Origin of the sequence: Streptomyces sp. NPDC047081 (assembly GCF_040643775.1) — a bacterium.
Lineage (GTDB): Bacteria > Actinomycetota > Actinomycetes > Streptomycetales > Streptomycetaceae > Streptomyces.
On the sequence record NZ_JBEYUY010000006.1, the window covers coordinates 195602 to 216692 of the forward strand.

Annotated in this window: 21 protein-coding genes; 18 read left to right on the forward strand and 3 right to left on the reverse strand. The window is 66.5% G+C overall.

Going from position 1 to position 21091, the window contains the following annotated elements; translation table 11 throughout:
• Window positions 1-270: 270 nt before the first annotated feature.
• Entirely contained in the window at window positions 271-1038 is a 768-nt protein-coding gene (locus ABZ848_RS13840; RefSeq protein WP_360830300.1) for a hypothetical protein, read from the forward strand.
• A gap of 24 nt (window positions 1039-1062) precedes the next feature.
• On the opposite strand, the gene ABZ848_RS13845 is transcribed toward ABZ848_RS13840, so the two are convergent.
• Entirely contained in the window at window positions 1063-4185 is a 3123-nt protein-coding gene (locus tag ABZ848_RS13845; protein ID WP_360830302.1) for a DEAD/DEAH box helicase, read from the reverse strand.
• 1238 nt (window positions 4186-5423) lie between these two features.
• Between ABZ848_RS13845 and ABZ848_RS13850 the strand changes: the two genes are divergently transcribed.
• Window positions 5424-6212, forward strand: coding sequence for an NUDIX domain-containing protein (locus tag ABZ848_RS13850; protein ID WP_360830305.1), 789 nt, complete (start codon window positions 5424-5426; stop codon window positions 6210-6212).
• Here the strand turns inward: ABZ848_RS13850 and ABZ848_RS13855 are convergent.
• Window positions 6196-7206: an XRE family transcriptional regulator gene (locus ABZ848_RS13855; RefSeq protein WP_360830308.1), complete on the reverse strand. Its 1011-nt coding sequence runs from the start codon at window positions 7204-7206 to the stop codon at window positions 6196-6198. The genes ABZ848_RS13850 and ABZ848_RS13855 overlap by 17 nt on opposite strands.
• Window positions 7207-8126: 920 nt before the next feature.
• Here ABZ848_RS13855 and ABZ848_RS13860 point away from each other — a divergent pair.
• The 10 genes from ABZ848_RS13860 to ABZ848_RS13905 all read left to right on the forward strand — a co-directional run bounded on the left by ABZ848_RS13860 (window position 8127) and on the right by ABZ848_RS13905 (window position 15794).
• Complete coding sequence (locus ABZ848_RS13860; protein ID WP_360830311.1) at window positions 8127-8420, forward strand: hypothetical protein; 294 nt, start codon at window positions 8127-8129, stop codon at window positions 8418-8420.
• Window positions 8417-8746, forward strand: a complete 330-nt coding sequence (locus tag ABZ848_RS13865) for a hypothetical protein (protein ID WP_360830313.1) — start codon at window positions 8417-8419, stop codon at window positions 8744-8746. The genes ABZ848_RS13860 and ABZ848_RS13865 overlap by 4 nt, the downstream gene beginning before the upstream one ends.
• Window positions 8746-9129, forward strand: a complete 384-nt coding sequence (locus ABZ848_RS13870) for an RRQRL motif-containing zinc-binding protein (protein ID WP_360830316.1) — start codon at window positions 8746-8748, stop codon at window positions 9127-9129. Before ABZ848_RS13865 ends, ABZ848_RS13870 begins: the two co-directional genes overlap by 1 nt.
• 27 nt (window positions 9130-9156) lie before the next feature.
• A complete protein-coding gene (locus ABZ848_RS13875) occupies window positions 9157-10212 on the forward strand; it encodes a hypothetical protein (RefSeq protein ID WP_360830319.1) in 1056 nt (351 codons plus the stop codon).
• 198 nt (window positions 10213-10410) lie between these two features.
• Window positions 10411-10908, forward strand: a complete 498-nt coding sequence (locus tag ABZ848_RS13880; RefSeq protein WP_360830322.1) for a hypothetical protein — start codon at window positions 10411-10413, stop codon at window positions 10906-10908.
• A 3-nt stretch (window positions 10909-10911) separates the two neighbouring features.
• A complete protein-coding gene (locus tag ABZ848_RS13885; protein WP_360830325.1) occupies window positions 10912-11106 on the forward strand; it encodes a hypothetical protein in 195 nt (64 codons plus the stop codon).
• A gap of 1588 nt (window positions 11107-12694) precedes the next feature.
• On the forward strand, window positions 12695-13099 hold the full coding sequence (locus tag ABZ848_RS13890; protein WP_360830328.1) for a hypothetical protein: 405 nt from the start codon (window positions 12695-12697) through the stop codon (window positions 13097-13099).
• 5 nt (window positions 13100-13104) lie between these two features.
• Window positions 13105-13533, forward strand: a complete 429-nt coding sequence (locus tag ABZ848_RS13895) for a hypothetical protein (RefSeq protein ID WP_360830331.1) — start codon at window positions 13105-13107, stop codon at window positions 13531-13533.
• 78 nt (window positions 13534-13611) lie between these two features.
• Window positions 13612-14400 (forward strand): hypothetical protein, encoded by a 789-nt coding sequence (locus tag ABZ848_RS13900; RefSeq protein ID WP_360830334.1) that lies wholly within the window; start codon window positions 13612-13614, stop codon window positions 14398-14400.
• On the forward strand, window positions 14400-15794 hold the full coding sequence (locus ABZ848_RS13905; protein WP_360830337.1) for a transfer protein: 1395 nt from the start codon (window positions 14400-14402) through the stop codon (window positions 15792-15794). Before ABZ848_RS13900 ends, ABZ848_RS13905 begins: the two co-directional genes overlap by 1 nt.
• On the opposite strand, the gene ABZ848_RS13910 is transcribed toward ABZ848_RS13905, so the two are convergent.
• The gene (locus tag ABZ848_RS13910; RefSeq protein WP_242772696.1) at window positions 15791-15934 is read right to left on the reverse strand and encodes a hypothetical protein; all 144 of its coding nucleotides are present in this window, start codon (window positions 15932-15934) and stop codon (window positions 15791-15793) included. The two genes, ABZ848_RS13905 and ABZ848_RS13910, sit on opposite strands and share 4 nt — an antisense overlap.
• A 97-nt stretch (window positions 15935-16031) precedes the next feature.
• Here ABZ848_RS13910 and ABZ848_RS13915 point away from each other — a divergent pair, with 97 nt between their 5' ends.
• From ABZ848_RS13915 to ABZ848_RS13940, 6 genes are all read left to right on the forward strand, one after another.
• The gene (locus tag ABZ848_RS13915; protein ID WP_360830341.1) at window positions 16032-16337 is read left to right on the forward strand and encodes a hypothetical protein; all 306 of its coding nucleotides are present in this window, start codon (window positions 16032-16034) and stop codon (window positions 16335-16337) included.
• A gap of 14 nt (window positions 16338-16351) precedes the next feature.
• Window positions 16352-16522 (forward strand): hypothetical protein, encoded by a 171-nt coding sequence (locus tag ABZ848_RS13920; protein WP_360830344.1) that lies wholly within the window; start codon window positions 16352-16354, stop codon window positions 16520-16522.
• 5 nt (window positions 16523-16527) lie between these two features.
• Window positions 16528-16962: a single-stranded DNA-binding protein gene (ssb, locus tag ABZ848_RS13925; protein ID WP_360830347.1), complete on the forward strand. Its 435-nt coding sequence runs from the start codon at window positions 16528-16530 to the stop codon at window positions 16960-16962.
• Window positions 16963-17053: 91 nt separating this feature from the next.
• Window positions 17054-18331 carry a DNA cytosine methyltransferase gene (locus ABZ848_RS13930; protein ID WP_360830350.1) on the forward strand — a complete coding sequence of 426 codons (1278 nt, stop codon included), beginning with the start codon at window positions 17054-17056 and terminating at the stop codon, window positions 18329-18331.
• Window positions 18332-18420: 89 nt separating this feature from the next.
• The gene (locus ABZ848_RS13935; protein WP_360830353.1) at window positions 18421-19344 is read left to right on the forward strand and encodes a bifunctional DNA primase/polymerase; all 924 of its coding nucleotides are present in this window, start codon (window positions 18421-18423) and stop codon (window positions 19342-19344) included.
• 355 nt (window positions 19345-19699) lie between these two features.
• Window positions 19700-20953: a DUF3631 domain-containing protein gene (locus tag ABZ848_RS13940; protein WP_360830355.1), complete on the forward strand. Its 1254-nt coding sequence runs from the start codon at window positions 19700-19702 to the stop codon at window positions 20951-20953.
• Window positions 20954-21091 lie beyond the last annotated feature (138 nt).

Sequence of the window (21091 nt, forward strand, 5' to 3'; positions counted from 1 at the left end):
ATCTTGAACGCGCAAGCCCGTGTTCAGCGATCCTGCGCACCGACGAGCGACGAGCACTCTCGCGTGAGGTTGCGACCGGCGATGGACACGTCTTCGGCAACATCAGCGAGGGCAGCACACCTGCTCAGTTGCGTGATGGGGATCCCAACTTCAGCACAGCCGGCTTGCGGAAACAGCTGTCGCACGAAGCTTCCGGAGAGGAGACTTCCATACGGCTGGCTGCGTAGCGGACCGACCATCTAGGTCGCGCGTGCGTTCGGGGGAGCATCTGTGAGTTATCGCCGCTACTACCTCATCATCTTTCTTATTGGGACCCTCGGCGTAGCAATCGCCGCCACGATCCCCTTCCTCTTCGGTTTTTCGGAGGAACCATCGGATCCGAATCCACCAGGATCCACGGCGTCATCGACTCCTGTTCCTGCCGATCAAGCATTTTTTCAAGCTCGTATCGTGGACGATCGAAAACAGCTCTTCGCAGGCATCCTTACTTTTCGTTCACACGCCTCAACCGACGTGGACGACACGGTCACGTATGCGATCACCCTCCTAGCATTAGGAGAGCAAGATAGTCGATCGTCACAAGCCCACCCAGTAGGAACCGAGACCCGTAAGTTTCAAGTCGGCGGCATCGAAGGGGCTAGCCTCACGCCGGATAGTAGCGGCGTCGAAGTCAAGCCGCTCGCCGATACAAAGACAAAGCAAGTTATTGCTCAGCCAGGAGATATCATTCGATGGCAGTGGACTGTGGCCGCGAATGAGCCAGGTAACTATGACCTAGTGCTGGAACTTACCACCTATCAGGGGGACTCTGAGCGGGCGCTCGCTACGCTAACACCGCCCATTACAATTCACCTCTCAGTGCACAACACATTCAGCCACAGGGTGAGTTCAATGAGGAATGGACTCATTGCGTGGGGCGGCGTCGCGATGGCATTAGCGGCACTCTTCGCCTTCCGAACCCCATTGATTAGCTTTGTGAGGTCGAAGAATGAGGCCCGTCAAGAAAAGCGGAGCCGAGGGCAAGACGGTTACATGTAACAGAAACTGCTTCTTGAATAGAGCTCAATCTTCTACGCCTGCCAAAGCACTCCAAAGCAACCTGCATTCGCCGCCACTGAGACGTGAGTTCGAAGGCAGAGCTTGAGCCCAGTCGCTCGTCGACTGGGAAGAAATCCATTCCCTGAGTTCGGAGAAGCTCTCCCGAGTACCTCCCTCTGCCCTCCATCGCGAACCCAATGTAGTTGCTGCGGTACGAGGAACGCCACCCATTCGCATTACTACAGCGTCAGTGGTTGGGACGCCATAAAAGACCATGGGCCCAGCGTGGGTAGTCACCGCTTCGCGCTCATTCCCACCCCTGGAGGAAAGCTTTTGCAAAGCACTCATACCCCAGGGCACTTGCGAAACGAGTTTACTGTGTACATAAACGCTGGCAGCCCGAAGGCGTTTAAGCTGCGTGTCATTCTGTGGTGATCGAAACCAGCTTTCCGCGATCTCAGAAATCGACTTTCCGGTAACCCAGTCCCTCGTAATATTGGCGACAGTTCCCGCATTGAATGGAGCTGCGGACTCATCAGTCAGCCCCAGGGACAATTCCGGGATTTCCGAGATCACCTCAATCACCCCTCTCAGGGGAGCGATATTGGGACCAAAGAGATTATCGGCATCCCAGAAGCTATCCGACCTAAACTCTGGGTGATCAATCGACTGAGCAAAGGCGAACCTGGCCGACGGAAGACTAAATCCAGTCCCGTCAGCCAAGGCCAGGAACCCGCGGTCCACGCCCTCAAGGCTCGCCATGAAATTTCGAGCGATAGAGATAAGCTGATCGGCTAGTGCGCGGTCAGTCTCCCTCGTCTGGTGGTAAACCAGAGACGATCTCAACAATTCTTCGATGTCTCGGCTGGACTCCTCCGCTCCGGCCACACGGGCGGCATGAGCCAGATACTGTAGGAACACCGCCAAAGCCGAGTTCTGCCTCACGAAACTCAAGTCAAAACGGTCCACAATGCTAGAGAGGTCAGCAGTCGCTTCCATAAGATGGCTACAAATATCGACCGCTTGATTCTGCAGGAAGCTCCGGACTTCTTCCCTCTCGTCATTAGACTGTGCAGGAAAGACGACCAGTCCAAGCGCGTCTTGTAGCGCCCTGCCTGCTCGACCCGCAATATTCCAAAACTCGGAATAACTAAGTGGTCGCGTGGGTTGACCGAAACCTTGAGACCGGTTAATCGTTTCGAGGATGACACTACTTATAGGGAAGTTAAGTCCTTGAGCCAGCGTTGTGGTGCCACACACTACATCAACGTCTCCACGATCGATCAGGACCTCTAGCAGGAATCTAAGATCATGAGAGACTCCAGCATGATGGTACGCGACTCCCCGCTCAATCTGCCGTGAAAGCGCATTTCCAGTGCCATATTCCAGATCAACATAGTTGACAACGGCTTGAGCGAACTCAGATAGCGGACGGGGCTCTCGGAGTGCAGCGATACCAGCCGCCCTGGTTTCCGACGTCCCGCGACCGCGCGCAAGCACCAGGACAGAGCCTCTGGTGGCTAGCTCAGCTGCAGCATAGGAGGTGGTCACGGCCTTGGATTGGTGGCTTACCTCGTCGTCTGTCTGAAGAAGCTCCACGCTGTGACCAGCCGGCACGTCGACGTTATCTGCACTGTCCATCGTCGTAAGAGTTAGGACATGTGGGCCACGTCGAATTTTATGCCAATGAGCAGTAGTAACTACCCTTTCGCTTGGACGCCAGTTCACTGCGATGGTCGAATCAGGACTGTCACCGAGCCAGCTACCCAAGTCGTCAGCGTTAGGAACAAACGGAGTTAGCAGCAGAAAGCGCGTCTCAGGCCGTTCCCTTTTTAGAGTACCGAGGAGCAACTCCATTCTTACGCCACGATCCCCATCAGCAAGGTTATGAGCCTCATCAACTACGACTAGGGATAGGTTTCGCACGGCCTCATGGTTCGACTTAACAAGCAAATCAAGCTTCTCTGGAGTGCAGACAAGGATGTCAATCTTCTGCTGGAGAAGCTGGTCTTCAGTGGGATCCAGCTCAAAAACTGGAGCCGCAGCCTCGACCACAAATCCGAGGGGGCGAAAGTCGCGCCGCAACCGTTGCGTTATTTGATTGACAAGGGCCCGGGTGGGAACAATGTAAGCCACCGTTGACTCACGATTGAGAGCGTGCGCCTGCACAATACTAAATTCTGCTACCAGCGTTTTTCCAGCGGAGGTCGGCATCTCTACAACGATTGCACGCCGCGCAGGGTCCAAGAGGTGTTGCTCGATTGCGCTTCTCTGACTAGGCCAGAGTTCAAGAGTTGGTGTTCTGTCTCGCGAGGCCAGCGCGGATACAAAATTCCGAAAATCTTGACCCAACAGCCTGGTGTTCTTCCAGATGCTAGAGGCGATGATTTCTCTACATGCCTTGATAGTCAAATAGGCTGTTTCTTCAAATGAGAAATCGGGGTGGATTTTAAAAAGGTCGTCGAGATTTCGCTCATGGCGGTCGATCTGCACTTCAGCGTCAACAGGTTGTCCGGCCATTGCGTAGCTCGACGCGATCTCAACAATTTTAGCTAGATTGAACCTAGCGATGAGCCTTACGCCTGCAGACGCCGTATCCTCTGCGCTCCGAAGGAACTCCTCTTGGTTCCTTTGGTGATGCTCTCGAAGTTGCAGGATCGCTGAGCGAGAAGCATCAAGATCTTGCCATCCCTGGCCGCGCCTAGCGAGCAGAACGAACGCGCGAAAGACATCAAACTCCACAACACGGTCGAACGGAGTTTGATCATCAACCAACTCGCCACGCTCCGGAATACCAGACTTCTGAAGTGCCAACATAACCTCAGGTCGCCTGTTTGCTAGAATCCCATCTGCCGAAAGCAGAACGAGGTGCCTCAGCTTTTCTCTGGGCTCTTCCGGTGCCAACGGGCGACGACACAAAAAGGCGTGCTCAAACAGTATCTCTTGCCCGCGACTATCTTCTGTAGATACAGCGATGGTCTCTAGAGTCGTGGCAAGCGTTCCAGGATCGAAAGAAGAATCCTCGGTAACATGTCCTGTCGAAACGGAGGTTGTGAGGGCCTCCAGCAAATAGGCGACCTGTGAGGCACGAGATGCTTCTTTAGCTCCCGTGTCCTGCAAAAGATCATTGATCTCGGATTCATTCATGCGACTTCCCTAGCGCGGGCGTAAACGCGGTTAGCGAAGTCTTCTAGCGAGCCAGGGATACGTAGTACCAAGAAACGCACTTGGGCAGGAGCGTACTCTTCGGGCGCTTCTTTGAAGCATCCGAAGTCTGTGTCTCTGTACCTCTCCATGGGTCTCACTAGAACAGGCGCTGCTACGGGTGGTTCCGCGTCATTGCGCGTCAACGAAAGCAATGCTCTTGCGACGTTACTTTTCATTTCGTCGCTTGTGTGTTTATGGGCCCACGTTAGTTCCGCGAGCAGCGTATTGCGATCCTTTAGGCGCTTTTTTGTTTGTGCATGCATACTATCATCCCCGACTCCCACAACGCCGGGAGGGCTAGCCAAATCTGAGGACGCTTTGACCTCAGAGACTACCGCACGCACTTTTGGGTGCATGATAAGCGCAAATATATCAATACCGCGCGTTGGTTGCCCTGGCACTTCTTTTTCACGTATTCGAGAGGCAGGGATAACTACCTTGTGCAATGTCTGCAGCGCATCGTAGGCGAGAATTTCCGCGACTTCATTTCGAGGCGTCTGCAAATGTATCGCCTTGGCCTCCATATTCATCTGAGGAATTACAGATGCGGCGACCTCGTCAATCAGAGTTGTCAGCTCATTTTCCGATGCAACCAAACCTAGGTCTGCGGATGCCCTACGAAGGGACTCAATAAGGTCCTCTGGATCCACATACAACTCACAGACTAAGCGTGCGACCTCGTCTACTAGATCGTCATCAGCGTGAACGTCGTAGCACTCATACGTGTGACCGTTCACTGTTACTTCGCTGACGATTTCATATCTCATTGGCGTGCACAGCCCCCTCTGCGCGCGTTCGACCGCAGTCGAGAGCCCCCTCCGCCTGCGCCATCACTCGGAGGTTACCGAGAGATGGCAACCACTGGCTAGATCGCGTCAACACCGCCAATGTGCTTTCTCCTCCCGGATGAGGGAGAGCCGTAACAGCCCTCTCGTTCATAGGGGCTCACAAGCTCACCGTGCACCCGCTGGGTGGGATGGCATCTAGTGGGGCCCCGACTTGAAGACACCACTCGGTCACATTGGCTTGACCTGGGTTTTTGTGTACCCATCGAGTGGAGTCGCGTCTCGTCCTGACTCGAAAAAGCCGCGCGCTTCACCCAAGATCGTCCGGCAGCAGCGTGACTCATGGCGGCTAGGCTGGTACGCACCACGGCAGGAACGGAGAGTGCTCCGCGAATGGGACCGAAGACGACCAAGGTCTACGAGGCACTACGTGCACGGCTCGCCGCCGGCGAGTATGCCCCCGGCGACAAGTTCCCCTCGGAACGCACGCTGGTCGACGAACTCGGCATCGGTCGGACGGCTCTCCGGCAAGTGCTGACGCGGCTCGTGGCTGAAGGTGCCTTGGAGGTTCGCGGGCGAAGCTCGTATCGGGTGCCGGGCGCCGTCAGTGTGAAGGCTCCCGAGGGTCTTGAGCCGTGGCAGATCCACGGCGAACGCGACCTCTACGACAACCAGTGGGTCAAGCTCCAGCTCTGGGACGTGGAACCGCCCGGTGTCGAGCGCTTCGAGCACCATGTCGTGAAGCTGCATCACGTCGCCGTCACGGCGGTGTTGGATGACCAAGACCGCGTGCTCATGATGTGGCGATACCGCTTCGTCCCGCAGCAGTTCGGTTGGGAGCTCCCCGGCGGCATCGTGGATGAGGGAGAGGATGCCGCGGACACGGCGCTGCGGGAAGTCGTGGAAGAGACCGGCTGGCGGCCGAAGTCGCTTGAGCACGTCGTCACCTATCAGCCCATGGTCGGGATGGTCGACTCGCCTCACGAAATCTTCGTGGGCCACGGGGCTGAGCAGGTGGGGTCACCGACGGATCTCGAAGAGGCCGCGCACATCGAGTGGGTTCCGTTGGCCGACGTTCCGGGGCTCATGGCGCGCGGTGAACTGATGGGCTCTGGGACCCTGGTTGGCCTGCTTCACCTCTTGGCGAGCCGCGGCAAACCAGGCGTCACAGCCGAGCGCTGAGCAAGTCGACGCGACGGCGCTGCCGTACCGAACCCGTGCGGCTCGCCAAGAGGCGAGCCTGCCTCAAGTGGGTGTGCGCGTCGTCGTACTCAGCTCTTGCCACGTGGGCTTGTGCGAGATCGGTGTGCAGACCGGCTTTTGCCCGTACGAACGTCGGATCGGCGACTTCCAGAGCGCTGTAGAGGCTGGTCACCGCGTCGTCGTCCCCCAATAGGGCCAGGACGTTGCCCTGCCACCGCGTCAAGTGAGCGCCGTTCAGGAAGATGCTCAACATGTCCGGGTCTCGGTCCTCGGAACCAGGCGGGATGGTGGCCATGGCCATGTCGAGCGCTCGTCGGCAGTCGTCTGCCATTCCCGGGACGTGAGCGCACAGCTCAGCTTCAGCGGCGTACAGCCATGCCCGGAGGCGGGGCGATCCGTCCTGGCCAAGGGAGCGTTGGGCATCGCGAACCAGCTCCACACCGAGTGCCGGCCGACCAGCCTCGCAGAGTACGTACGCCTGCTCTGCCATGGCGTGCGCCAGGTACATCGGAGCCTCAGCGTCGTGCGCCGCACGCTTCGCCAACTCGTAGTGTCGCCACGCTCGTTCGACGGCTCCCGAGTCGATCGCCTGCCACGCGGCCAGGGTCGACGCTCCCGCGAGCGCCAGGGCCACGGGGCGACGTGTGCTCGGCAGCACCGCGAAGTTCAGCGCGTCCTCAAGTGCGGCCAGGTGGCCCGTCATCTGGTCTACCAGGCCCGCCGCGCCCAACTGCCGGTCCATGGTGCGCAGTAGCTCGGTCTGGGCGTTGAACGCCTGCACCATGGACTCGCCTACGCTGCTGGCTGAATCGATCCTGCTCAAGAGTTCGTCGTACCCGTCCGCCACGGGCAGGGCGACAGCGTCCGCGCTGCCCCTCAACTCGGCATCGGTGACGCCAAGGAGTCGGCGCAGGATCTCCGCGTAGCGATCCGAGATGGTGCGCTTGCCGTTCTCCCACTCGGACACGTACACCCGCAAACTCGCCGTTGAGGCCACGTCAGTGACATGTCGTCGGGCGTACTGCTCGATCTCGCGAACCAGTCGCTCCTGAGACCAGCCGCGCGCCGTTCGCGCACTCCGAAGTCCTGTGCTCACAGACCACCGTCCGGCGATAGGTCCACCCACTGACTCCCTCAGGATGCCTCACATTGCCGCAGGTCAACAGGGGTTAACAGGACGGGAGTTAAGTCCTGTTGGCTACCGAATCCCCCGTCTCGAACGGTCTCCTTGAAGTGCACCGCGAGGGGTGATCGCCCTCTCGAATCGGCGAGAGCCCTTGACTCTGGTGCGCACCAGTTGCACTCTACTGGTGCGCACCAGATTTCCGAGTCACATCGGGGCGTGGTGTGTGCAAGGCGCAATTCGATCTTTGACAACCGAAGATCTGCTGTGTCCCGCTGGTGACGACTCCGCAGACGATGCGGAAGGTGACAGCGGCTGAGCCGGCGGACCCGCTAGGTCGGGTCCGGGGCGAGCAGGGCAGATCGGAACGGCGCTCGGGGAGGCCAGAACATCCCCGAAAACGTGGCTGGTGGCCGCTTCTGGGTGACACCGGAGCGGCTGGCCAAGCGAGCGGTTCATCCCCGTACCCGTAAGGGCAGACGGGCGCGACGACCGAGGCGAACTCGCCACGTGGCAACAAGGGCGGCACACGGACACCTGGAGGGGGTTCGTCGGAATGCCGCACCTGCGAGTGCAGACGGGAGTGATGACCCGGGCTGCCGCTCGTCATGCGGGCAGGGCGCTGGCGTCACGTCGGTGGCCTGCCCGTTTGATGAGGACTTCGAGGGTCCTACCCGCACCGCATCCGGTGCGGATCTTCCCCAAGGCACGCGCTCCGTCGAGGCAACTCCGGGGCGTTGACGGGCCGTTCACTGTGAGGAGTGACCTCCATGAAGTGCATCGTTGCCGGTCATCAGGCCGTCACCGCGACGGAGTTCGCGGAACTCGCGCTCGGCACCCCTGTTGAGTTGTGGCTCGGGGTGGAGGGCGAGACCGATGATGAACGGGCGGCGCGGCTGGACGCGGCGCGCGACATCCTCGCTCATCCCGAGTACCGCAACCTGCCCGACGAGCTGATTCGTCTGGCCACGCGCGTCGTCGACGATCGCCCGGACCTTTTCGACGTGGTTCCGCTGGCCCGTCCCGCCCGCCGCCGCGCGGCGCGCAAGGGAGTTGCGGCATGAGCGACGGTCTGACGCTGGACGACTTGTCCGTGCCGCTGCGGGCGCTGCGCCTGCTCGCCGTCGACTTCGGGCACTTGCCGGCCCCCGCGGTGCGGGTGACCACCATCTGGCCCGACCGGCTGGAGTTGGACTTCCACGACGACTTGGCCGGCTTCGAGGCCTGGCGTGGCGCGTTGGGCATCGCCCCGAACGCGGTGACCTACGGCACCCAGAGCGGAGGCCGCACGCGCGTGCTGCGCACGGTGACGGAGTACGCGGGCGCCACGCTGGAACTGGTCGGCTACGGCCACATCCCCGCCCCGGCGGTGGCCGGAGCGGCTGCCTGATGTCGGGCGCGTTCGGCAAGTGCTTCGACCCGACCGGCGCCCGCCACGGCATCCCTACCTACCCCTGGCGCCTGGCCCCCGACGGCCTGGCCACCCGCCGACAGCTCCGCACCCGGGGCTTACGGCCCGGCGGGCAGCCGATCGCCGCACAGGTGATGCGGGTCAACCGGCGCGCCGGCGGGGTGCGGGTGGGCTACCTCTACCGCATCGACCGCGCCAAGCCGGTCCGCCCGATGACGTCGCGCAAGTGGGGTGCGCTCGCGCTGGCCATGCTCGCCCGGCGCACCTGCCCCCGCTGCCTGCTCGATGTCGGCTACTGCATCCCGCGCTCGCACGGCATCTGCGGCATGTGCATCACCGCCGAGGAACAGCGCACCGCCTGAACTCCCCTTCGACGACAGGAAGTTCCGATGTACGACACCCGAGAACGGGCCCTGAGCTGGGGCCAGATCATCGTGTTGGGAGCCGCCGCGGTGCCCATGGTCGCCTTCGGCGGCTTGGGCGCGGTCGGTACCTACAGCAACATCACCTCCGTCTTCCACCGCTCCGCCACCGCGCTCGGGGTGGTCGCCGCCGGGGAGGGCGCCACCCTGGTGCTCGCGCTGGTCCTGGTGGGCCTGACCATGCTCGGGCAGTCCGCCCCGGCGGCCGTCCGGCTCGGGCTGTGGACGCTGCCCGCGGTGGCCTCCCTGACCGGCGCCGCCATCGCCAACACCGTGACGGAGGCCGTGGTGTTCGCCGTCACCCCGCTGGCCATGTGCGTGTCTGCGGAGGGCATGGGCCTGCTCGCACGGCGCATCGTGGTCTACCGCACCGGCGTGGACGTCGAGGCCCAGCGCCGCAACGCCGCGGTCGTGCAGCGCCTCGCCTACCACCGGGCCCGCGCCGCCAACCATCCCGACCAGGGCGCCCGCGAGGACTCCGAGCGCGCGTCGTGGAAGTTGGCCAAGAAGGTCGGTACCGGCGATGCCCTGCTCGGGGCGCGCCTGGTCGACGTCCAGCGCGAGCGCATGAGCGACGGCGCCGACGCGGCGCTCGCGGGCATGTTCGCCCTGCCCGTCACGGCCCCCGCTCCGAGCGTGACGGCCGCTCCCGAACGACCCGCCGTCGAGGCCTCCGGCGAGGAGGGCGTCACACCCCCCGTGACGGACGAAGAAACGCAGGTCACGGCCGAATTCGAAACCGTTCCGCCGCAGGCCGTCACGCCCGTGACGCCTCCGGCCAAGCCGCCCGTGACGCTGGCCGAGATCGCGGGCGTGGCCGGCGTGCCCACCCCGCAGCCTGGGGAGCCGCTGGACGACGTCCAACTCGTGGTCGTGCTCCGACACCTGCGCTACACCGACGACCCGCCGCTCTCCTACCGCCAGGCCGTCGCCGCGTTCCGCGAGGCGGGGTTCGTGGGCGGGGAACAGCGCGTGCGCAAGGCGTGGGGCTCGCTGATGTCCCACGAGGAATCCGAAGCCTGACCGTCGTCCGGCACGACGCAATGAAGGCCAGCCCAGGGCAATTGGGCTGGCCTTCGTCGCGACTGCCGGAAGCAGTCGACCGCACCAGTGAAGCAGACCCGGTGAGCCCCGGTGAGCGGCCCCCTCGCAGACCCGGCGTGCAGACCCGGTGAGCTGGCCCTGGTGCCCTGGCCTGGCAAGAATCAAGGAGGCTCCCCCGTGGGGACCAACAACAACGCGTGGACGCCGGAGATGCTCCGTACTTCCGAGGGGCGCCGGATCCACCTTCAGCAGCGACGGCAGCAGATTCAGCCGGTCGTCGACGACCTGCGTCGCCTGGCCCGCGAGCTTCAGGCGGACCTAGCGGAGGACGGGCGCCTGTTCGGTGACATGCCGTATCAGGACCGAATCCGGGCGTGGTCGACGGTTCGGCCCATTTTCCAGGCGGTTGACAGCCTGGAAAGTGCGCTGACGTCCCTGGTGACCGTCAACAAGCGGTACGAGAAGAACTACGAGGCCCTGCCCGCGAAGCGCGAGGCAAAGGCCCTGGAGAAGAAGCGTGCGAAGGAGTTGAAGGCGCAGGGTGGTAAGGCGGCCGTGAATTCGGCTGACAACGTCCGCCACTTGGCTCCGGGAATGGCGCCGAATTCGGCTCCGGCGCTCCGCGATGGAGCCGACGGACCGTCGTTCATGGACTACCTGTCGAGGGAGGCCTGAGCGGTGGCAGAGGGCTCGCTGCGCAGTCGCCAACTGAAGGCGGAGCGCTGGAAGCAGCGGCAGGAAGCGGCGACGACGAACCGTCAGCGGGCCATCGTCCTGGTGGACATGGCCCGCGCCTACGCCGGCGACGATGACCCGCTGTGGGCCGACTTGGTCCGCCTGCTGCACGAGCGGCTGTCGTCGGTCCTGGGGTAACGCTCCGCGCTCATCATCCTCACCGCCCTCCGGGTCCGTCCGGGGGCCACAGGCGCGCGTCACGCGCGCGTAAGGCATCACCTCCCATCACGTCAAGTAGTCGTAGAGAGGAGGGGACATGGCCGACGAAGACGGCCCTGGGAGGGTCATTGACCTCCCACTGGTGCGCCTGGCCGATCCCCCGTCGCCGACCCCGCCGGACCCCGGCCACAGCACCCCGCAGGGCGCGGGATCCTTCCCGGTCCTTCCGTCCACACCGGACGCCGTACCGCCGTCGCATCTCTCCCTGCCCGATCCGGTAGTTCCGGGCGGGGAGGACGGCGACGGGGACGATTCGGAAGTGGATCACGCCGCGATGGTGCATTCCGTCGTCGATCCGTCGGATCGTCCGGTACGGAATGTGGCTGCCATGACGATGGTGATGGCCGCCGGTATTGCTGTGGCCGCTCTGCGGGGCGCCTTCCACATCGCCGAATACCTGAAGGCTCGCGCGGACCACCACAAGGCAATCGCCGCACAGGCGCGACCGGACGACCGAAAGGAAAACCGGCGGGCCCGGATACTGTCCGGCCCCGAATTCGGCCGGTCGGTGAGAGGGAACAGCGGGCGTCCGCCTGCGTTGCCGCGGGCCGCTGCCGCTCCGAGGGGAGCGGCGCCCGCATCCCGGGGCGTGCCGGCGGCCCTGCGGTCGTCCAGCACACCGGCCCGGCGGCCCGCGGACGCTCCCGCTGGCAGCCGTAAGGGCGTCGCGAGCCCTGCGGACCACCGCCGGGCCCGGGACGCCCGCAGGGACGCCCTCCGCAGCGCAGGGCACCGCCCGGACGCGCTCGCCCCGGCGCACCGTCGGGGGCCCGGCATCCGTGCAGCCGTCCGCGACCGCGCGGCCGACCGGATCCGCAACGGCCTCGCACACCGGGCCGATTCAGCGGGCCGGACTCCTGCGGGTTCGGGCGGCTCCCGGCCCGGCTCCGGCCGTCGCACGCTGCCACAGGCCATCGCGAAGGAGGCCCGGCGCAGGCTCAGGAAACGGCGCCGGAACCTGGATCCGCCGGTCATCAGCACCGCCAAGACGCCCACGGCGAAGACCGGAGCGGGCGCGGCGGTACCGGCCAAACGGGGGCCTGCGGCGGTCAGTTCGGCCAAGCGGCCCGGCAAGCCGGGAGCGGGCGGCGCGTCGTCTGTCCGTACGCCGGGCGGAGCTCCTGGCTCGCGTCCCTGGCGGGGCCGCGGCGCCCCCACGACCGGCCCGACGGCCACCGGCTCCAAGCGCCGGCGCAAGCGCAGGGGAGGCCGCAAGCGGCCCGGAACCCGGACCAGGACGCGGCGCACGAGGACCCGGCGCCCGCGGCAGCAGCCGACCGCGGGCCCTTCCGGCGCACCCCGCTCGGGTGGCGAGTGGCTGAAGCCGCCGCCGGGGTGGGTCGTGGACTACACGGTCACTGTCGAGCGGGCCGACCGGCCGACGCCGGGGCGCACTCCGGCCGCAGTGACGACCGGCCAGCGGGCACTTCCAGCGGCGCCCACCCCCTACACCCGGCGGCCCGGCACCACGGCGCCGGCACCGCGTCCAGCACCGACGGGAGGTCTCATGACCGCACCGGTCAAGCGCACGCAGTACACCGACAGTGACCTGACGGTCTATGACGTCATCGAATCCGACGCCGACATGGCACAGGAGATCCTGGCCGGCGCCGACCACGCGCGTCTCGCCGCCGAGAAGTGCGAAGCGATGTCGGACCGCCTGGAAGCCCTCTACTCCAAGATCCTGGACCTGAAGGTTCCCGGCCTCCTGGCGGGCATGGTCGTACGGCTCATAGAGAAGGCCGAGACGGTCAAGAACCGCGCCGAGGCCGTCGCCGAGACCCTGCCGCGCGCCTCCGAAGCCATCGCCGCCGCGGGGCAGAAGGCGGCGGCCGAGGACAAGCACGTGGCCGACGCCGTGAAGGACGCCGGGCACGTCGCCCCCGCCGAGCGCGAATACCACGAGGAGTAGGGCCCATGTCCGAACTCGTCCCCCGCCCACGGGGCGTCCTGGCCACGACCACGGAATACATCGGCGAGGCCGTGCGTTACACCGTCCTACTGACCCAACTCGCCGCCGCAGGCGCCGCGTTGGGTCTCCTCTCGGAGGCCGTCCGATCGGCCTACCGATACGTGGAGGGATGCGCCGCCTCCGTCGACCGGCTCGCCGACAAAGCCGCCTCCCTGCATGTGGACGGTGACGTGGTGGCCGCTCACTACGACGCGGCCAGCGTCATGCGCTCGGTTCTGGAAGAGGCCGACGCGATGGCGGAAGCCGCCTCCGACCTGTCGGTGATGTTCCAGCAGACGGCCGACGCGCACCGCGCCGACTACGGCCCGGTGGCCGACGCCATGAACTCCAAGGACGGCCAGGTGGCCGACCGCGAGTACTACAGCAACCGCTAGATCAACCAGCGCGCACGAGGACGGCCCGGAAGCAATCGGGCCGTCCTCCGCTTGTTTCCCTCCCGCGGAAGGACCGCCATGCTGCCCCTGCGCACGTACATCGCCGTCGCCCGCAACTACACGGGCCGCGCCGCCACCCTGGCCGGATCGGCGGCCCTGACCTGCGGCCTGTTCACCGACGACTTTGCCGCACCGACCGCGCTCGCCACCATCGCGGCGACCGGCGCCGGTCTGCTCTTCGCCACCGCCTTCAGCCTCGCCCACCGGTTCGTGACGATCACGGCGCGAACCCTGTACGTGACTCCCGGCGCCGGTCTGCTGGCCATCCTCGCGGCCGAACGCATCGTTCCCGGCACCCATTGGGCCGAGGCCCTGGCGGTGGCCGCGTGGACGGCCGGCGTGTGGTTCACCCGGCCCGCGCGCCTGGCCCGCTCCCTGCTCGGCAGGGAACCCGCCCCGGCCGTCGCGGCGACGGCGCCCGCCGTGGTCGTCGAGGCGCACCCGTTGTCGCGGTGGTGGGCCGAGCGCGTCGGCGTCGAGGGCGGCATCGCCCCCGGAACTCGCCTGATCGACCCCAAGCAGACCGGCCCCGACTCGCTGCAAGCGGTCATCGCCGCTCCGGAGGGTCAGCCGGTACCGCCGATCTCGCTCGCGCACCTGTCCGCTCTCATGGACGTCCCCGAAGAGCTGATCTCCATCACGACCGTGCCGGGCCGCGGGGCGGGTCTCAAGCGGCTCACCGTCGGCCAGGCGCCGACATCCAGCGACCCGCATGCGGCATGGGCCGAACACATCGCCGCTCAGGTGCTGCCCGGCACGGAGTTGCTCAAGGTCACCGCGATAGACGTGGACAAGGAACTGACCTGATGGGCCAGTTGTACGAGATCGAAATCGCCACTCCCTACGGCGGGTTGGGCCGCTACGACCACATGGCATTGTGCGCGGCCCTACGGGTGGACGACCCCGCGCGGGTCGTCGTCGAGCAGGACGGCATGAGTCGCGCCCTGGTCACCGTCTACCCCTCCAACCCGCTCGCCGCCACGCCCGCGCCGACCGACCACGACCTCACGATGGACCGCAAGGGCCGGATCATCATCGGCCGGTACCACAACGGCCGCCCGGTCCACCTGCGGCTGTACGACATCCTCACAGGCAGCGCCCAGCGCATCGCCCTGTTCGGCACGACCGGCGCCGGCAAGAGCCGAAGCCTTCAGCTCATCCTCGCGGCGCTGAAGCGCAACGGCGCCGTCACGTGGCTCGCCGACCTCAAGTCCGGTCAGTCCGTGCCGGAGGCCAAGGGGCAAGTCGACTGGCACGCCACCACGCAGGACGAGGCCATCCACATGCTCCGGGCGGCCGTCGCGGTCGCCGAAGAGCGGATGCGCCGCTATGCCGCCCTGGGACGCACTGCGTTCCTCAAGGACGACCCCGACCCGCTGCTGTTCGTCTGGATCGACGAAGCGAACCGCTTGCTGGAGAAGGGCGCCCCGTACCGCGAAGAAGCCACCGCCCTGGTCAAGGAGTTGGGGCGTACGGGCCGCTCGGTCGGCGTCGGCGTCGGCCTGGCCGCGCAAGCCTCCCACCTGGAAGAGATGGGCGGCAGCGACACCCTGCGCGGCATGCTCAAGGAAGGCGAAGTGATCCTGCTGCGCTGGTCGTCGGGCATGATGCGGCAACTCGTCTCCGACGGCCTGCTGCCGACCGGCGAACAGCTTCAGCCGATCCCGAAGTACCTCGGAGTGCGCACCCTGCGCTCGCGGCTGGACGCGGACGCCGATGACGACCGCCCCGGCACGCAGGGCATGGCCTACCACCTCACGGGCGAACACCCCACGGCCATGCTGCGTTTCTCCCGCGTCGGCTCCATCGCCCCCACCCCGGGCCTGGACCCGGAGATCGTGGAGCTGTACGGCGACGGCCCCGTACCCGCCCTGGAAGCGGCTTCCGTGGATCCGGCCGGCGAGCAGTACGCCGTACGCGGCACGGGCGTCATCCTGCCGCTCTACGACGACGAGAACGGCGACGGGACGTCGACACCGACGCCCTCCGGGGCCACCGCACCGGGCCACGCGCTGCGCCTGCCCGACCGGATCGTCAGCGCGCTGCGAAACGGCCCGCTGGACACATACGGCGTGCTGGAAGCCGTAAAGACCGACGGCGGTAAGGCCGTCAAGCCCGGATCCGTCCGCAACGCGCTCGGAGACCTGAAGGCAGACGGCCGGATCACCTCCGTCGGCGGCATGCACACGCTCGCCGACTAATCGGGGGTCGCGTTCGTCGCACCGCAGTTCCAGCAGTCCCACTCCGCCGGCACTTCAACGAGATCGCAGCAGTCGCAGCCGTCGCCGTGGACGACGTTCTCTTCGCCGCAGTGCCAGCAGTCGAAGTGCAGGTGCGCCACCGGTTCCCCCTTCCGACCAGTCATCCACTAAACCACCGCTGACCAGCGGCAGGCAGCCCCAACAGCCCTTTCCCGCCAAGCCAGATGGGAGTGCGTCATGCATCCGACGGACCCGCCCGGGATCCTCGCCCCGCACATACCCGCCGACGCCTACCGCCGCGCCGAAGCCACCGGAACGCCGGTCGTCATCGTCGTCCACAGCACGGAGCGCACGGCCGTCCCGTGGGTGCGACTCCTTGTCCCGTTCGCCATCGCAGGCGCCGCCGCGCTCGGCGCGTGGGGCGTGGTGGCCGCGCTCTGCTGGCTCATGGACGTGGCCTCACACACCGCGACCGTCATCGCCGGCGCCGCCGGACCCGTCGGCGCCGGCGGGATCACCCTCAAGCTCGCCCGCTCCAAGTAGCCCCAAGGAGACCTGTGTTCGAGATCCGCGTGATCTGCGAGCCGGACGACGTCGACCGCATCGGCCAGACCGTGGCCGCCGCGTTCGATACCGGCCCGGCCCGCCAGTACCCCACCCGCGACGACAGGCGCATCCGCCTGTACTTCACCGCCGCTCACCGATCCACCAACCCCGAAAGCGAGTGATCACCATGTCGTTCGGAGAGACCCCGATCACCATCATCGGCAACCTCACCGCCGACCCCGAGGTCAAGGTGACCGAGTCCGGCCAGGCCCTGGCCCGCTTCACCGTCGCGTCCACCCCGCGCATGTTCGACCGCGAGTCGAACCAGTGGAAGGACGGCTCATCCACGTTCTTCCGCTGCGCCGCCTGGCGCGCGCTCGCCGAGCACGTCGCCGACTCGCTGACGAAGGGCTCGCGCGTGGTGCTGTCCGGACGGATCCGGCAGCACGACTGGAAGACCCCGGAGGGCGACAACCGCTCGATGCTCGCCGTCGAGGTCGACGAGATCGGCGCCTCCCTGCGCTTCACCACGGTCACGATCAACGGCAAGCGCGACAACGGCGGTGCTTCCTCGGATGACCCGTGGTCGACCGACAGCAACGCACCCAAGCCGCCCTTCTAGACCCGCCCGGGGCGACCGCCCGATCTCGCCAAAGACACGCGGTCGCCCCGGCCAACCAGTCCACAACAGACCCGTTGGAGGCACATCCCGCATGCCCTCACATCCCGCCGTGCCGTCGGAGGGCGGCAACATCAGCCTGTGCACCGGCTCCGCCGCGCTGGATCTGGCCGTGGAAGCCGTTACCGGCCTGCCCACGGTCCTGGTCGGCGAGAAGGACCCGGCCGCCTCCCGGCTCCTGGCCGCCCGTCTGCCGCTCGCCCGCAACATCGGGGACATCACCGCCGTCGACTGGGTGGACCTGTTGTCCGCCTCGCCACGTCCGACGTCGCTGACCGCCGGCTTCCCTTGCCAGGACATCTCCAACGCCGGACCTCGGGGAGGAATCGCCGGTGACCGCTCCGGACTCTGGAAAACCATCGCCCAAGCCATTCGCGTACTTCGACCCCGACTCGTCTTCCTGGAAAACGTCGCCGCCCTCCGAAGCCGGGGACTCGATGTCGTCGCCGCCGACCTGGCCGCGATCGGGTACGACGCGCGGTGGATGTGCCTACGCGCTGGAGATCCCGAGGTCGGAGCCTGCCACCGCCGCGACCGCTGGTTCGCCGTCGCGTATCCCGCTGCTGAAGACCCCCACCTCACAGCTCGGCCGCAACGGCGGACCCCAGCACCCGGACAAGCGCAAGGCGGGCGGGCACGGGCCCACGCTGGAGGACGAAGTGGTCTTCTTGCTGCCCCCGACCGAGCGTTGAGGCTGCTGCCGACCCCGGCCGCCGCCGACGGCACTGGAGGCCCCGGCACCTCCCCCAAACGCCAGGGCGGCATGAACCTGCGCACCGCCGTCACCCTGCTGCCCACCCCCGCCGCCCGCGACTGGAAGTCCGGCGCCTCCAACCTCATCGGCACCAACTCCCGCCCGCTGAACGAGGTGGTCGTCAACCTCCTGCCCACCCCCAAGGCCTCGGACGGGCCGCACGGCGGACCCAACCAGCGCGACAGCGCCGGCAACTACTACCTGCCCGGCCAGGCCGTGCGCCTGGATGGGCGGTGGGTGGCCACCAACGGCACCGACTACGGACCCGCCATCCGGCGTTGGGAGACCGTCCTCGGGCGCCAGGCGCCGGAACCGACCGAGGCGGGCACCAGGGGCAACCGGCGGCTATCCCCGGCATTCGTGGAATGGATGATGGGCGCCGATCCCGGCTGGGTCACCTCGCCGGAGCTGGGCCTGTCCCGCTCCGATCAGCTCAAGATCCTCGGCAACGGCGTCGTCATCCACCAGGCCATCCACGCTTACCGCGCCCTGCTCGCCGCCGACGCGCCCCACGTCGCGGACCCGGTCCCGGCTCAACTCGCCCTGGACATCGCCTGAAAACGCCCGGGGCGACCGCCCGATCTCGCCAAAGACACGCGGTCGCCCCGGCCAACCAGTCCACAACAGACCTGTTGGAGGCATCCAGCATGACCCATCACCCCGGCATGCGGCGAGCACACATGCTCGCCGCCGCCCTGGAAGCCGCCGCACGCGGCTGGCGCATCCACCCGCTCCGCCCCGGCGGCAAAGGCTCAGCCCTCCATGGGGAACGCGCCTGCCCCCGCACCGGCGAGTGCGCCGCCGGCCACGTGAAGTGGGAACAGCGCGCCACCACCGACCCTGACCGCATCCGCGCCGCGTGGATGGCGGGCGCGTTCAACGTCGGCATCGCCCCGGGCCCCTCCGGCCTGGTCGTCATCGACCTGGACGTGCCCAAAGCAGAGAAGGGAAAGGGCAGTTCGGACGCGCCTGACGGCGCGACGTCCTTTGCGGCGCTCTGTGAGCGCGCCGGAGTGCCGTGGCCGACGACCTACACGGTGCGGACGCCCTCCGGCGGCATGCACCTGTACTTCGCCACCCCGTCCGACGTCCGCCTGCACAGCACTGCCCGCACCGTGGCCACCAACGTGGACACCCGCGCGTGGGGCGGCAACGTCGTCGCCGCGGGCAGCAGCACTCCGCAGGGCGCCTACACGGTGACCGGCGACGTACCGGCGGCCGTTGTGCCCGCCTGGCTGCTGCACCACCTCCTGACCCCGACCGCACCCACCGCGACAGCCGCCCCGCTCCTCATCCCGGGCCAGGCCACCCGCCGCGCCACGGCGGCCCTGGAACGCGAGACGGCCGCCGTCCGCGGCACTTCGGAGGGCGGCCGGAACAACCGGCTCTTGGCGGGCGCCCGCTCGTTGGGACGGTTCGTCGCTTGGGGCGAGATCACCCGGGACGCGGTCGAGGAGGCTTTTCAGGCGGCCGGCGAGACGGCCGGACTGCCATCGGCCGAGTGCCGGGCCACCATCCGCAGCGCCCTGGACTGGTCCCTGCGCACCGCCCGCCCACGGGAGGCCGTATGAGCCCCCAGCGGGGGCCTGAAAAGCCTCCCTACCCCAAGTCGGGGCGTCCGCGCCTGTCTCCGGCTGCCCCGGACGGCGGCCGTGGCACGAAGAGCGACGGCCGACAGGCCGTCCTTTCAGCCCTTCCCCCCGGCCAGAACTCCAGCGGCCCGCCTGCCAGTGACGGCCGCTACTTCGTGGCCTGGCTGCACATCTGCGCACCCTACGGCGCCACCCCGACGGCCACGTCGACGTGCCTTTGCGGCCGCGACCGCAGCGCCGTCGGCCACCGCAAGGTGTTGGCCCTGATCGCTGACCACCAAGCCCACCGCGGTGAATGCCCGCTCCGCACCACCCAGGAAAGGAGGAACGCCGCATGACCAGCACCACCACGCCTCCGCCGCCCATCGACGGCGCGGCTCTGCTCGATGAGGTCGAAGCGTTCCACCGCCGCTTCAACGTCTTCCCCACCGAAGCCGCGTACGTCGCCGTAGCCCTCTGGGATGCCCACGCGCACCTGATCGACGCGTTTGACGGCACCGCCCGCCTCGCGTTCCTCTCCCCCGAACCCGGATCCGGCAAATCCCGAGCGCTGGAGATCGTGGAGACGCTCACCCCGAACGCCGCAATGACGGTCAACGCCTCCGCCAACGCGCTGTTCCGGCTGGTGGACGCCACAGAGGGCACGCCCACCCTGCTCTTCGACGAGATCGACACCGTCTTCGGCCCCAAGGCCGGCGACAACGAACCGGTACGCGGATTCCTGAACTCTGGCTACCGGCGCGGCGGGCAGGCACTCCGCTGCGTCGGCGACGGCGCCAACCAGACCGCGGGATGGTTCTCGTCCTTCTGCGCCGTGGCCATGGCCGGACTCGGTTCCCTGCCCGACACGATCCTGACCCGCTCGGTCATCATCCGCATGCGCAAGCGTGCCCCCAACGAGAAGGTCGAGGGATACCGGCGCCGCACCCACGAGAAGCAGGGCCACGCGCTACGAGACCGGCTCGCCGAGTGGGCCGACACTGTCCGCGAATCCGTCGCCGAGGCGTGGCCGGAGATGCCGGATGGAGTCTCCGACCGCCCGGCGGACGTATGGGAACCTCTCCTGGCCGTCGCCGATGCGGCAGGCGGGCACTGGCCCGAACGGGCCCGCGCCGCCTGCCTCGAACTGGTCCACGCCACGCGAGGAGGCGAAGAAGCCTCACTCGGGATCCGGCTCCTGACCGACCTGCGCGACAAGGTGTTCTGCGGTGCGGACCGCATGCCGACCGCGGTCATCCTGGAATGCCTGCTGAACATGGACGACGCGCCCTGGGGCGATCTGGACGACAAGCCCATCAGCTCGCGCACGCTGGCCAAGCTGTTGGGCCAGTACGTCACTTCGGCGAACAAACCGATCAAGCCCCGTGGCATCCGTACGACGTCCGGCACCTTCCCCAAGGGCTACTACGCCGAAGACCTGCACGACGCATGGGAGCGGTACTGCCCGCCTCCCCCCGGAGAGTCCGCCACATCCGCCACGGCCGCCACACCGCAGGTCAACGGCGGTGAGAGCGTGGCGGATCCGCCTTCCGACATCCGCCACACGCTCTCGGAAGCCGACACGCGCCGATTGAAGAGCGTGGGCTGACCAGCACAGATGTCCAGTGCCGCCGCGCGACCGTGCGGCGGCACCCATCCGCCACATCACCGCCCACCGCCACGATTACAAGCCGCTGACGTGCGGTGTGGCGGTGTGGCGGACGTGGCGGATCCACAGAAGGGGCCG

Excerpts from the sequence above, each read along its gene's own strand:
- ABZ848_RS13845 (WP_360830302.1), bottom strand. The coding sequence starts at position 4,185 with ATGAATGAATCCGAGATCAATGATCTTTTGCAGGACACGGGAGCTAAA.
- ABZ848_RS13850 (WP_360830305.1), top strand. The coding sequence starts at position 5,424 with ATGGGACCGAAGACGACCAAGGTCTACGAGGCACTACGTGCACGGCTC.
- ABZ848_RS13860 (WP_360830311.1), top strand. The coding sequence starts at position 8,127 with ATGAAGTGCATCGTTGCCGGTCATCAGGCCGTCACCGCGACGGAGTTC.
- ABZ848_RS13865 (WP_360830313.1), top strand. The coding sequence starts at position 8,417 with ATGAGCGACGGTCTGACGCTGGACGACTTGTCCGTGCCGCTGCGGGCG.
- ABZ848_RS13870 (WP_360830316.1), top strand. The coding sequence starts at position 8,746 with ATGTCGGGCGCGTTCGGCAAGTGCTTCGACCCGACCGGCGCCCGCCAC.
- ABZ848_RS13875 (WP_360830319.1), top strand. The coding sequence starts at position 9,157 with ATGTACGACACCCGAGAACGGGCCCTGAGCTGGGGCCAGATCATCGTG.
- ABZ848_RS13890 (WP_360830328.1), top strand. The coding sequence starts at position 12,695 with ATGACCGCACCGGTCAAGCGCACGCAGTACACCGACAGTGACCTGACG.
- ABZ848_RS13895 (WP_360830331.1), top strand. The coding sequence starts at position 13,105 with ATGTCCGAACTCGTCCCCCGCCCACGGGGCGTCCTGGCCACGACCACG.
- ABZ848_RS13900 (WP_360830334.1), top strand. The coding sequence starts at position 13,612 with ATGCTGCCCCTGCGCACGTACATCGCCGTCGCCCGCAACTACACGGGC.
- ABZ848_RS13905 (WP_360830337.1), top strand. The coding sequence starts at position 14,400 with ATGGGCCAGTTGTACGAGATCGAAATCGCCACTCCCTACGGCGGGTTG.
- ABZ848_RS13915 (WP_360830341.1), top strand. The coding sequence starts at position 16,032 with ATGCATCCGACGGACCCGCCCGGGATCCTCGCCCCGCACATACCCGCC.
- ssb (WP_360830347.1), top strand. The coding sequence starts at position 16,528 with ATGTCGTTCGGAGAGACCCCGATCACCATCATCGGCAACCTCACCGCC.
- ABZ848_RS13930 (WP_360830350.1), top strand. The coding sequence starts at position 17,054 with ATGCCCTCACATCCCGCCGTGCCGTCGGAGGGCGGCAACATCAGCCTG.
- ABZ848_RS13935 (WP_360830353.1), top strand. The coding sequence starts at position 18,421 with ATGACCCATCACCCCGGCATGCGGCGAGCACACATGCTCGCCGCCGCC.
- ABZ848_RS13940 (WP_360830355.1), top strand. The coding sequence starts at position 19,700 with ATGACCAGCACCACCACGCCTCCGCCGCCCATCGACGGCGCGGCTCTG.